Here is a 12841-nt window from a genome sequence, read left to right as displayed (position 1 = left end):
AAATTTTTCATTTTTTTATCTATTTTACACTTCGTTTTATATAACTATTTGCTAATTTTTGATAAAATTCAGAGTTTATATCAATGAAGGGCGTATTTATGATAGACGTAGTCGAAATCCAAAAAATTTTACCGCACAGATATCCGTTTTTGCTGATAGATAGAGTTTGCGAACTAGAAGTGGGCAAAAGTGTAAAAGCATATAAAAACGTGACCATAGGAGAGCAAATTTTTCAAGGTCATTTTCCAGGACATCCTATATATCCGGGCGTTATGATAATAGAAGGTATGGCTCAAGCAGGTGGAATTCTAGCATTTAAAAGCGTAGAAGATACAAGCAGTATGAGCATAGAAAATAAAGTAGTATATTTTATGAGCATAGATAGGGCTAAATTTAGAAATCCGGTTCGTCCAGGAGATAGACTAGAGTATCGTTTGGAGGTTTTAAAACACAAAGGAAATATCTGGGTTTTAGACGGTCAAGCTTATGTAGATGATAAGTTAGTAGCTGAGGCCGAGCTAAAAGCTATGATAGTCGATAAATAAGACTGGTTTTCATGAATAATATCCACAAAACAGCAGTCGTGCAAGACGGTGCGATTTTAGGTGATGGTTGCGTGGTAGAGCCTTACGCGTTTATAAGCAAAGACGCGGTTTTGGGCGATGAAGTCGTGGTAAAACAAGGCGCTAGAATAGTCGGAGATACGCATATAGGAAGTAAAAGTAAAATTTATAGCTATGCTATCGTAGGCGATATACCTCAAGATGTAAGTTACTCGCCCAAAGATCTAGGCGGTGTTAGGATAGGTTCAAATGCTACTATCCGCGAGTTTTGTACTATCAACTCAGGAACAAAAAAAGGTGATGGTTTTACTAGGATCGGCGATAATGCTTTTATAATGGCATACGTTCATATCGCACATGATTGCATACTTAAAGATAATATAATTTTAGCAAATAACGTAACTCTAGCCGGACATGTCGAAGTAGATGACCACGTCGTTATCGGCGGACTTACGCCAGTACATCAGTTTGTAAAGATAGGCGAAAGTTGTATGATAGCAGGTGCTTCTGCCTTATCTCAAGACATAGTACCATTTTGTTTGGCAGAAGGAAATAGGGCTTATATAAGAAGTTTAAATTTAGTAGGAATTCGTCGTAGATTTGATAAAGAGATTGTTGAAGAGATAAATAAAGCTTATAAATTTTTATTTAGAAGTGGTGGAGGCTTGAAAGATAGAGCTATGGAGCTTTTGAGCTCAAATCCGAATGAATATGCAAAAAAAATGTGTGAATTTATAATCAATACAAAAAGGGGAATACCGCTTGAAAAAGGAAAAGATTAATGGCTAGAAAGTGTAGTTTTTGCGGAGAAAGCGAAGGAAGCGATAGAAAGCTTTTAGCAAATGAAACCGATAGTGCTTTTATATGCGAGTATTGTATAGACGCGGGCTGGGCTGCTATACACGGAGAAGAAAGCGACTATACCAGCAAAGATACAAATAAAAATTATAAAGATATAACCCCAAAACTTTTAAAAGAAGTTTTAGATAGCTATGTGATAGGTCAAGAAAAAGCCAAAAAAGTTTTTAGCGTAGGTGTTTATAATCATTATAAAAGAATTTTTAAACAAACAGATGCTAATGACGATACAGAAATATCAAAATCAAATATCTTGCTTATTGGTCCTACTGGAAGCGGTAAAACGCTTATGGCTCAGACTTTAGCAAGGTTTTTAGATGTTCCTATAGCGATTTGTGATGCTACTAGTTTAACAGAAGCGGGATATGTCGGAGAAGATGTTGAAAATATACTTACGAAGCTTTTGCAAGCAGCTGATGGCGATGTAACAAGGGCGCAACAAGGTATAGTTTTTGTCGATGAAGTAGATAAGATAGCTAGAATGGGCGAAAATCGCTCTATTACTCGTGATGTAAGTGGCGAGGGCGTTCAACAAGCACTTCTTAAGATCATAGAAGGAAGTCAAGTAAATATCCCACCAAAAGGCGGTAGAAAGCACCCAAATCAAGAATTTATCCAGATAGATACTACAAATATCCTGTTTGTTTGTGGAGGAGCGTTTGATGGATTAGAGGGCATCATAGAGCGAAGGATCGGTAATAATGTGCTTGGCTTTGGACAAGAAAAACGGGGTCGTAATGATAAGATAAATTTGATAAATTTAGTTGAACCAGACGATTTAGTTCATTTTGGACTAATTCCAGAGCTTATAGGACGTTTGCACGCGATTGCAACTTTAAATGAGATAACCATAGATGATATGGTTCAAATTTTAACTAAGCCAAAAAACGCACTTTTAAAGCAATACCAAAAACTATTTTCGATAGATGGTGCAAATCTTAAATTCGATGATGACGCCGTTCGCGCAGTAGCAGAACTAGCTATCAAGCGAAAAACAGGCGCTAGGGGACTTAGAAGCATTATGGAAGAGATGATGACTGATATTATGTTTGACCTTCCAGAACTCAAAGGCTATGATGTCGTGATATCAAAAGACGTAGTCTTGGGTAAAGACAAACCACTGCTAATAAAAACACAAATTTAAAAGGACGATTATGATATTAGATCAAATTATTGGATTTTTTTCAAGCGATATGGGAATAGATCTTGGTACTGCAAATACTCTTGTACTTGTAAAAGACAAAGGCATTGTTATAAATGAGCCAAGCGTTGTTGCAGTTCAAAGAGAAAAATATGGAAAACAAAAGATTTTAGCAGTTGGACATGATGCTAAAGAAATGGTTGGCAAAACTCCGGGTGATATAGAAGCTATCCGTCCTATGAGAGATGGTGTGATAGCTGATTTTGATATGACTGAAAAAATGATTAGGTATTTTATAGAAAAAACTCATAAAAGAAAAAGCTTTTTGCGTCCTAGGATTATCATCTCTGTACCTTATGGTCTTACTCAAGTAGAGAGAAAGGCTGTTCGTGAGAGTGCTTTAAGCGCAGGAGCAAGAGAGGTATTTTTGATAGAAGAACCTATGGCCGCAGCTATCGGAGCAAATTTACCTATACGTGAGCCTCAAGGTAGCCTTGTAGTAGATATCGGTGGTGGTACTACTGAGATAGGAGTTGTATCTTTAGGCGGTCTTGTCATCAGTAAGTCTGTAAGAACTGCCGGGGATAAACTTGATTCTAGCATAGTTAATTACATAAAAGAAAAGTATAATTTATTGATCGGAGAGAGAACCGGAGAAGAGATAAAGATCAAAATAGGCTCTGCTATCCAACTTCCAAAAGAGCTTTCTATAGTAGTAAAAGGAAGAGATCAAGTAGGCGGACTTTTAAGTAGGATAGAGCTTACTAGCGAAGATGTAAGAGAAGCTATGAGAGAGCCACTAAAAGAGATAGCCGATGCTTTAAAAACGGTTTTAGAGATGATGCCGCCTGATTTAGCAGGTGACATAGTAGAGCGAGGCGTCGTATTAACCGGAGGTGGAGCCTTGATACGTGGGCTAGATAAATATCTTGCAGATGTGGTAAAACTTCCGGTCTATGTCGCAGACGAGCCACTTTTAGCAGTAGCTAAAGGAACAGGAAAAGCTTTAGAGGAGATAGGCTTACTTCAGCAACTTATGAATGAAGAATAAGATAAAATTTATTTTAGTTATCGGTTTTTTTGTTTTATTCTCTATATATTTTAGTGAAAATGTGAGATCTGTTTTTGTAAATAGCACAAATTCTTCAATAGGTTTTTATGATAATTTTATAAATTTAGTAAAAAATAAAATAAACGAACACTTTCGTCAAGTTGAAGAGATCAGAGCTTTAAGGGCTCAAAATGCGGAACTAGAAAAATCAGCCGCATTGCTATCGACTTTTGCATACGAACTAAACAATATATTAAGCGATAGAAGCGTGGAGCAATACTCACCAAAAATCAAACAAATAAGAGCGTTATCTTATGTAAATATAGGCGATTATGATAAAGTTTGGTTGGATTTCAAAGATTTTGATCCGGATAAAATTTATGGGTTGATATATAGAGGAAAGACTGCTGGTATCATTGTAAATAAAGACGGCACCCCACAAGGGCTTTTGCAGACTGATCCAAATTCGATATTTTCCGTATATATAGGAAATAATAAAATAGCTGGTATCGCAAAAGGAAATAATAAAAATATAGTTATAAAATACATATCTAGATGGCTAAATCCTAAGCCTGGAGATATGGTTTATACTACGGGGTTAGATGGTATATTTTTCGGAGGTATTCCAGTAGGAAAAGTCATAAGTGTAAATGAAGAAGATCTGTATAAAAGTGTTATAGTTGAGCCGGATAATAAAATAGAGGTTCCGTCGTATTTATATGTTGTTATAAAGGAAGATTAATGCCAAAAAGGGAAGATGTCAAGACAATTTTACTTATAGGAAGCGGACCTATAGTTATCGGTCAAGCTTGTGAGTTTGACTATAGCGGAACACAAGCTGCAAAAACATTAAAAGAGTTAGGATATAGAGTCGTACTTATAAATTCAAATCCAGCTACCATAATGACCGATCCTGATTTTGCGGATGCAACTTACATAGAGCCGATAACCAAAGAGAGCATAAGTCGCATTATACAAAAAGAGAGCGTTGATGCTATTTTGCCTACTATGGGTGGTCAAGTAGCACTAAATGTCGCTATGGAGCTTTATGAAGCAGATATGCTTGGAAATGTTAAATTCCTAGGTGCAAATCCGGCTGCCATCAAAAAAGGCGAAGATAGGGTGGCATTTAAAGAAGCTATGTTAAAAATAGGCATGGATCTTCCAAAATCAATGTATGCTTATAATATGCAAGAGGCTTTAAATGCAGCTGCTGACATAGGATTTCCACTTATTATAAGAGCTAGTTATACTCTTGGGGGAGCGGGTAGCGGCGTGGCTTATAATATAGATGATTTTCGTGAGTTAGCTCAAGGGGGGCTTGATGCAAGTCCTATAAGTGAGATATTGATAGAAGAGAGTTTGCTTGGCTGGAAAGAGTTTGAGATGGAAGTTATCAGAGATAGAAATGATAACTGCATAATCGTCTGTTCTATAGAAAACTTTGATCCTATGGGTGTGCATACTGGAGATAGTATCACTATAGCTCCTGCTTTAACGCTTACAGATAAAGAGTATCAGCATATGAGAGACGCTAGCTTTAAAATCTTGCGTGAGATAGGCGTAGATACAGGCGGAAGCAATGTTCAGTTTGCTATAAATCCAAAAAATGGCAGAATGACAGTGATCGAGATGAATCCACGAGTTAGCAGAAGCTCAGCTCTTGCGTCAAAAGCTACAGGATATCCGATAGCCAAAGTCGCTACTATGCTTGCTGTGGGATTTACTCTTGATGAGATAAAAAACGATATAACAGGCACACCGGCGAGTTTTGAGCCTGTAATCGACTATATAGTAACTAAAATCCCACGATTTACATTTGAAAAATTTCCAGGCTCAAACCCTTACTTAGGTACTGCTATGAAAAGCGTAGGCGAAGTAATGGCGATAGGTTCTAGCTTTAAAGAAAGTATCCAAAAAGCTCTTTGTTCTTTAGAAAAGAACTATGCTGGATTTGATTTTCTAAATTTAGATGATGAAAAACTCATATTTGGACTTAGAAATGCACATGAAAAGAGAATTCTTTATGTAGCTCAAGCTTTTAGAAATGGTAAAAGCGTAGATGAAGTTTATGAACTAACTAAAATAGATCCGTGGTTTTTAAATCAAATTTATGAGATAACTGAATTTGAAAAAAGCGTAGATATGGATATCTTAAACAATAAAGAACTTCTAAGAAAAGCCAAAACTTGGGGATTTAGCGATAAGATGCTTGCTCAGCTTATAAATGAAAAAGATAATCTTGAGCTTAGCCAAAACGATATATATTACGCTAGAATGAAGCATAATCTAGATTTAGAATACAAAGAAGTCGATACTTGTAGCGGTGAGTTTAAAGCGCTTACTCCATATCTTTATAGCAGTACAAATATCACGCCAAATTTACCAAATTTAAAAGTAGATAACAGCAATAAAAAAGTTCTCATCATCGGCGGTGGTCCAAATAGAATAGGTCAAGGCATAGAATTTGATTATTGTTGTGTTCATGCTAGTTATGCTCTAAAAGACCTTGGCATCACTACTATAATGTATAACTGCAATCCAGAAACCGTCTCAACAGACTATGATACTAGCGATATTTTGTATTTTGAGCCGATAGATTTTGAACATTTAAGAGCGGTTATAGAGCGTGAAAAACCAGATGGTGTTATAGTGCATTTTGGTGGTCAAACTCCTCTTAAGTTTTCAAAACGCCTTACAATGATAGGCTCTAAGATAATAGGCACGAGTGCTAGAGTCATCGATATAGCAGAAGATAGAAAGAAATTTAGTGAGTTTATAAGCAAAATAGGCGTAAAACAGCCGCAAAATGATACAGCAACTAGCGAGTCTGAAGCCGTTCAAAAAGCTTCTGCTATAGGCTATCCAGTTCTTGTTCGTCCTAGCTATGTCTTAGGTGGTAGAGCTATGAGAAGAGTCCATAGTGAGAGTGAGCTTAAAGAGTATATGAATGAAGCTGTAAAAGTAAGCAACAACTCTCCTGTGCTTTTAGATAAATTTTTACAAGATGCTACTGAGCTAGATGTAGATGCGATAAGTGATGGCAAAGATGTATATATCGGTGCTATTATGGAGCATATAGAAGAAGCAGGAATCCATAGTGGCGATAGTGCTAGCATACTTCCACCACAAAACTTAAGCAAAGATATCATAAGTCAAGTTGAGGTTTGTACTAAAGATATCGCGCTAAATTTAGGTGTAGTAGGGCTTATGAATATACAATTTGCAGTGTATCAAAACGAGCTTTATATCATAGAAGTAAATCCAAGGGCTAGTCGCACTGTGCCGTTTGTGAGCAAGGCTACAGGAATTCCTATGGCAAAAGTAGCAACTAGAGTTATGTGGCAAGGAAATTTACTTGAAGCACTTAAATTTTATGATAAATTTGGTGTAGTTAGCAAAAGCGGAAGCATTTATAAGCCTAGTATTAGCTCTCATATATGCGTAAAAGAGAGCGTGTTTCCATTTAATAAGCTTAGTGGAGCTGATCTCATCTTAGGTCCTGAGATGAAGAGCACAGGCGAAGTTATGGGCATAAGTGATAGCTTTGCTAAAAGCTTTGTCAAGTCTCAGATCGCAGCCAAAAATAGTCTTCCAAGCAGTGGAAAAGTCTTTATCAGCCTAGCTGACACTGATAAAGAGCGTGGAGTTTTACTAGCCAAAGAATTTGTTAGCTTAGGATTTATGGTGCTTGCAACTAGCGGTACATATAAATTTTTAAATGCTGCAAATGTGCCTTGTGAAATGGTCTATAAAATCAGCGAAGGTCGCCCAAATATCGAAGACAGGCTAAAAAATGGCGATATAGCCCTAGCGGTAAATACTAGCGATAGCAAATCTAGCACAAGCGACGCTGTGAAAATCCGCCAAGCGGTGCTTAGATTTAAAATCCCATATTTTACCAATATGAACGCAGCTCTAGTCGCCGCTAGCTCTATCAGTGCAAATGAAGCAGCCTTAGAAGTAAAAAGCTTGCAAGAGTATTTAAATAATGGTAAATAGCACGAAATTTACAGACTTTATGAATTCTTTACAAGTAACAAACGAAAATTTGGCGTATTTTTGTAATTTTCAAAAGTGTAGTGATAATATCCAAAAAATTGAAATTAAATTAAATACGCTTAATTTTTTATTAAATAAATCAGATTTAAAAACTGCTATTAATATTCTCTTTAGTGAAAATAAAGAGTGTTTTAGTATATTAAATTTGTTGATTGCTGTTAGAGATAAAAATAGAGATATTTTAGATATGGATGGGAATTTAATACCATTAGATACCTATTTCGAAAATCCACAAAAAATATATGATTTTTTTATTCAAACTGGACTAGCAGAAATTTTTGCTAGTGGCAAGATAACAAATTTATGCGATTATGTGTTTGGTATAGAGGTTGGATTAGATACAAATGCTCGTAAAAATCGTAGTGGAACGGCTATGGAGATATTGATATCTAATATTTTTCAAAATAATAAAATAAAATTTGATAAACAAGTAAAAGCTGGTGATCTAGGTATAAATTTAGGTGTAGATATTAAAAAATTTGATTTTATTATAAGAGATAAAAATGTTACATATTTAATAGAAACAAATTTTTACAATAGTGCTGGTTCTAAGCCAAATGAAGTTGCTAGAGCTTATATAGAATTATCACAGAAAATATTCAAACAAAATAATTTTAATTTTGTTTGGATCACAGACGGGCGAGGGTGGCTTGAAGCAAGGAACAAACTTCAAGAAGCATATAATAGTGTAGAAATTTATAATTTATCAAATTTAGATATTTTTATAAATAAGGTAAAAAATGTTTGAATTTCTAAGTGAAGATAGAAAATTTAATCTTTATCAAGGTGATTGCTTTGAAATTTTACCTAAATTTCAATCTAAATTTGATCTCATCTTTGCTGATCCACCTTATTTTCTTTCAAATAATGGACTTAGTATCCAAAACGGACAAATAGTAAGTGTAAATAAAGGAGAATGGGATAAAGGCACCGATATAGATGAAATTGATGATTTTAACTTTCAATGGCTAAAATTAGCTAAGGATTTACTAAGTAATAATGGTAGCATTATGATTAGTGGAACTTATCATAATATATTTTCGATAGGTAGAGCTTTACAAAAATTAGATTATAAAATTCTAAATATCATCACTTGGCAAAAGACAAATCCACCACCAAATTTTAGTTGTCGCTATCTTACTCACTCAACAGAGCAGATTATTTGGGCTAGAAAGAGCAAAAATCACAAACATATTTTTAATTATGAAGTTATGAAAAAACTCAATGAAAATAAACAAATGAAGGATGTGTGGAGTTTCCCAGCTATTGCACCTTGGGAGAAAAGTTGTGGAAAACACCCAACTCAAAAGCCACTCGCACTTTTAGTGCGTTTGATTTTGATGGCAACTAATGAAGATAGCTTGGTTTTTGATCCATTTAGCGGTTCAAGCACAACAGGAATTGCAGCAAATTTGCTTGGTAGAAAATTTGTTGGAATTGAAAAAGAAAATGAATTTATCAAAATATCAATGAATAGAAAAAAAGAGCTTGATAAAAATATTGAGTTTTTCAAAAACAAAATTACTGATTTAAAATTTTTAAATAAAATTACGCTAATAAATCAAACTTTATAGGCGTTTAGATGGTTAAATTTAGTAGTTTGGAGCTAGAAGAGCTTATAAATAGCGATATATCTTTTAATGACCTTACAACTGAGCTTATGGAAGTAATGGCTAAGGCTAAGCTAACTTTGCTCTCAAGGGGCGAGATTGTGCTTAGCTCTTTAGATGCGATAGAACAGATTTGTAGGCTAAGAGAGCTTGAGTTTAATTCTGATTTTACAAACTCTACAAGGGTTAAAAGTGGAGCTCAAGTTTTAAGCGTGATTGGCGATTTTAACGAACTTCATGCCGTGTATAAGAGTATTCAAAATTTGCTTGAGTATGCTTGTGGTATCGCAACTAGCGCAAATAATCTAGTAAAAATAGTAAAAGAAGCTAGTCCAAAATGCGAAGTTTTAGTCACTAGAAAGGTCTTTCCCTTTGCTAAAAAACTCTGCTTAAAAGCTGCGCTTGAAGGCGGGGCAAAAGTGCATAGGCTTGGGCTTAGCGATAGTGTTTTGTTTTTTGAAAATCACACAAATGCTTATGGGAATTTAGATGAGTTTTTATCTGATATCTCTAAATTTAAAAAGAAGCTTTGTGAGAGAAAAATCATCGTTGAAGCTAGTGATTTAGAGTTTGCCTTAAAGGCTTTAAAAGCTAGAAGTGATGGTGTGCAGTGCGATAAGATGAGCGTAGATGATATAAAAAAAGTGGTTGAATTTAAAAATACAAATTTCACCGATGCCATAGTCTTAGCAGCTGGTGGAATCAATGAGAAAAACGCCAAAGAATACGCAAAAACCGGTATAAACGCTATAGTTACGAGTGCGGTTTATAAGGGCGTGGCTGATTTTGGAGCTAGGATAGAGCTTTTATGATTTATTTGGCTCAGACTGATACCACGGCTGGATTTTTAAGCCAAAACTTAGAAGAGTTAAATAGGCTAAAAAATCGCCCTTTAAATCAGCCTTGCTTGATTTGTGTAAGCAAATTTGAAATGTTAAAAAACTTTACTAGGGTTCCTTGCAAGTTTAAAAACCTTGTTAGACGTGCTAAAAAAACGACTTTTATTTATCCAAATTCAAAAGCTATTCGCGTTGTCAAAGACTGCGATCATGCTAAATTTTTAGATGAAATAGGCTGGGCGTATTCAAGTAGTGCGAATATTCACGGGCAAAAATTTGACTTAGAATTTGCAAAAAATAGTGCGGATGTTATTTTAGATGGTGATTTTAAGGAGCTTCCACCTTCAAAAATTTATAAGCTTTCAACCACAAATTTATTAAAAATCAGATAAGCTATAGTCTCTGTGTTTTGAAAAATTTGCATTAAGCTTCGTCGTCTTTGACTATTTTTTCGATTATTCCAAATTTTATGAGCTTAACGCCACTTTTTCCTACTTCTACAAATCCAACGCTATCGTTTGGTTTTACTTTAAATATTTTTGATTTTATCTTTAGTTTTTTCTTTTTACCTATCAGTGAGCTTAAAAAGCTAAATGGAATTTTTCTGTTCCATTTAAGAGAGCAATTTGCCCTAAAATGTTTTGGCAATCTTGTTCTTTTACCATTTATCACAAAGTACCTGATATTTCCGCAAAGTTCAGCGCCGCCGTATAAGTATAGTTTTGAAAATATTGTTAGAGAGCTTAGGATATTTACTAATTTTTCATCAAACGCTACTTGCTTTTTAAATTTTAAAAATCTATTTTTTCTGTTTAGCATAGCTACAAAATCTTTACTTGTTTTTATATAAATGCTGTTTTTTAGCTCATTTGCGAGTTTTAAAGAGTTATTCATAAAAATAACTTGCGGATATATTTCATAACCTTTTAGATCAAAGCCAAGAGATCTTAAGTGAGAAACGAAAAATAAGGTATTTCTAAGTAGTTTTTTGAGTGGATTTGAGTGATTTATACTTTTTTGTTTGCTATTTTGTATCCATTGATCATCTTCATTTACGCTGACACTTCCAGACCAGTTTTTGATTTCTATGAGATAAATTTTTTTACCATCAAGCACGATAAAATCTATTTCGTGAAGACCTGCGCCATTATCTTTTATGCGTTTGTTTTTAAATACGCGAATTCGTTTTATCTGCCCAAGTAGCTCGGCAAACTCGCTTTCGCCGTTATTTCCTGCTACTTTACTCAAATTTGGTTCTGTTTTTACCGGATTATGCAAAATCATAAAATTTTGCCAAAAATTAAGCATTTATGATCTTTTTTATAGCTAGGCTTGCTAAGTTTAGTCCAAAACTAGCAGTTACACCTATGAAACTTCCTAAATTCACGCAATTTGGTGCTTCGGTAGAGAATACCACCTTATAATCACCCTTAAATCCAGCTTTTTTAAGCTCATATCGTATTTTTCTAGCAAATGGATCATTTGTAGTTTTCCAGATACTTGCGGCTTTTATTTTTGTTGGATCTAGCCTTTTAGCGCCACCCATTGAGCTAAGCAGTCTTTTGGAGCAAATTTTGGCTATTGCTACTTTGGCAGGGATATCATCGATACAATCTATTATAAGGTCAAACTCGCTAAAATCAAATTCGCTTATCACGCTAGGCGTTAGCTTTAAATTCATCGTTTTTATACCAGGATAGAGTCTAGCAAATACATCAGTTTTAAACTCCCCTAAAAAGTCGCTTCCTATTTGGCGATTTTGGTTTGTTATATCAAATTTATCGCAATCAATCGCCGTGATACTGCCTACGCCACTACGATAAAGCGCATCGATACACACACCGCCTACACCACCACAGCCACATACTAGCACCTTTGAGCTTTGGAGTTTTTCAAATTTATCGCCAAAAATCCAGCGACTTCTAGTAAATCTATCAACCATTTTAAATCCATTTTTTTATAGTTTCTATGCTTTTATGAGCGGTCATATCAAGCTTAATTGGCGTTAGACTAGCGTAGTTTTCATCAAGCACCGATATATCGCACTCATAGCCTAAATTAGCAGCATATCTAATCCCCGGTGTCCCCAGCCAGTAATACTCTAGCCCTCTTGGATTGCGATGGATTTGGGCGTTTGTGTTGTAGCTTTGCTGACCAGTTGGGACGATTTTTAGCCCTTTATACTCGCTTTTTGGGACAGCGGGGATATTTAAATTTAAAAACTCTCTACCGCTTAATGGGTAGCCATTTTCAAAGATATTTTTGACTAAATCTAAGGTAATTTCACAAGCTAAGCTAAATCCAAATTTATCCAAACTATCATTTTTATATAGTTGCGAAACCGCAATAGAGCAAATGCCTTGAAGTGTGCCCTCCATAGCGCCACCGCAAGTGCCTGAATAGGTGATATCTTCGCCTACATTTGCGCCGTGATTTATCCCACTTATTATAAGATCAGGCTTTTTATTTTTATACATTGTCTCAAGCGCAAGATAGATACAATCACTAGGCGTAGCATCATCAAGTTTGAAAAATCCATCATCAAGCTGAATAAATCTAAGTGGGCGAGTAAGAGTAATGGAGTGCGAACAAGCTGATTTTTCGCTACTTGGAGCGACTACTACTACATTAGCTATTTGGCTAAGTGTATCACGCAAAGCTAGTATCCCAGCTGCCTCAAAGCCATCATCGTTTGTTATTAAAATCTCTTTCACTTA

General features: G+C 35.2%; 13 protein-coding genes. 10 read left to right on the top strand and 3 right to left on the bottom strand.

Annotated elements, in window-relative coordinates:
* Positions 1-98: 98 nt before the first annotated feature.
* From fabZ to CHLWT_RS07905, 10 genes are read left to right on the top strand one after another with little or no spacing between them, the layout of a single operon-like run.
* Entirely contained in the window at positions 99-545 is a 447-nt protein-coding gene (gene fabZ, locus CHLWT_RS07950; RefSeq protein ID WP_112000146.1) for a 3-hydroxyacyl-ACP dehydratase FabZ, read from the top strand.
* Between the two features lie 11 nt (positions 546-556).
* Positions 557-1345 carry an acyl-ACP--UDP-N-acetylglucosamine O-acyltransferase gene (gene lpxA / locus CHLWT_RS07945; RefSeq protein WP_063997641.1) on the top strand — a complete coding sequence of 263 codons (789 nt, stop codon included), beginning with the start codon at positions 557-559 and terminating at the stop codon, positions 1343-1345.
* On the top strand, positions 1345-2565 hold the full coding sequence (gene clpX / locus CHLWT_RS07940; RefSeq protein WP_063997642.1) for an ATP-dependent Clp protease ATP-binding subunit ClpX: 1221 nt from the start codon (positions 1345-1347) through the stop codon (positions 2563-2565). The genes lpxA and clpX overlap by 1 nt, the downstream gene beginning before the upstream one ends.
* Positions 2566-2575: 10 nt before the next feature.
* Complete coding sequence (locus tag CHLWT_RS07935) at positions 2576-3613, top strand: rod shape-determining protein (RefSeq protein WP_034962103.1); 1038 nt, start codon at positions 2576-2578, stop codon at positions 3611-3613.
* Positions 3603-4355, top strand: a complete 753-nt coding sequence (mreC, locus tag CHLWT_RS07930; protein WP_063997643.1) for a rod shape-determining protein MreC — start codon at positions 3603-3605, stop codon at positions 4353-4355. Before CHLWT_RS07935 ends, mreC begins: the two co-directional genes overlap by 11 nt.
* Entirely contained in the window at positions 4355-7615 is a 3261-nt protein-coding gene (carB, locus tag CHLWT_RS07925) for a carbamoyl-phosphate synthase large subunit (RefSeq protein WP_112000147.1), read from the top strand. Before mreC ends, carB begins: the two co-directional genes overlap by 1 nt.
* Positions 7605-8423: a type II restriction endonuclease gene (locus tag CHLWT_RS07920; protein ID WP_112000148.1), complete on the top strand. Its 819-nt coding sequence runs from the start codon at positions 7605-7607 to the stop codon at positions 8421-8423. The genes carB and CHLWT_RS07920 overlap by 11 nt, the downstream gene beginning before the upstream one ends.
* Complete coding sequence (locus CHLWT_RS07915) at positions 8416-9249, top strand: DNA-methyltransferase (RefSeq protein WP_112000149.1); 834 nt, start codon at positions 8416-8418, stop codon at positions 9247-9249. Before CHLWT_RS07920 ends, CHLWT_RS07915 begins: the two co-directional genes overlap by 8 nt.
* A gap of 8 nt (positions 9250-9257) precedes the next feature.
* Entirely contained in the window at positions 9258-10097 is an 840-nt protein-coding gene (modD, locus tag CHLWT_RS07910; RefSeq protein ID WP_112000150.1) for a ModD protein, read from the top strand.
* Complete coding sequence (locus CHLWT_RS07905) at positions 10094-10516, top strand: Sua5/YciO/YrdC/YwlC family protein (RefSeq protein WP_111971324.1); 423 nt, start codon at positions 10094-10096, stop codon at positions 10514-10516. Before modD ends, CHLWT_RS07905 begins: the two co-directional genes overlap by 4 nt.
* A gap of 31 nt (positions 10517-10547) precedes the next feature.
* On the opposite strand, the gene CHLWT_RS07900 is transcribed toward CHLWT_RS07905, so the two are convergent.
* From CHLWT_RS07900 to surE, 3 genes are read right to left on the bottom strand one after another with little or no spacing between them, the layout of a single operon-like run.
* Positions 10548-11432 carry a nuclease-related domain-containing protein gene (locus CHLWT_RS07900; RefSeq protein WP_111968814.1) on the bottom strand — a complete coding sequence of 295 codons (885 nt, stop codon included), beginning with the start codon at positions 11430-11432 and terminating at the stop codon, positions 10548-10550.
* The gene (locus CHLWT_RS07895) at positions 11425-12066 is read right to left on the bottom strand and encodes a ThiF family adenylyltransferase (protein WP_112000151.1); all 642 of its coding nucleotides are present in this window, start codon (positions 12064-12066) and stop codon (positions 11425-11427) included. Before CHLWT_RS07895 ends, CHLWT_RS07900 begins: the two co-directional genes overlap by 8 nt.
* Before the next feature lies 1 nt (position 12067).
* Entirely contained in the window at positions 12068-12838 is a 771-nt protein-coding gene (gene surE / locus CHLWT_RS07890) for a 5'/3'-nucleotidase SurE (RefSeq protein WP_112000152.1), read from the bottom strand.
* Positions 12839-12841: the final 3 nt, after the last annotated feature.

This window comes from Campylobacter hyointestinalis subsp. lawsonii, assembly GCF_013372165.1.
Classification (GTDB): domain Bacteria; phylum Campylobacterota; class Campylobacteria; order Campylobacterales; family Campylobacteraceae; genus Campylobacter; species Campylobacter lawsonii.
The sequence above is the reverse complement of the archived record's forward strand: the minus strand, read 5'-3'. Positions and strand labels throughout refer to the sequence as shown.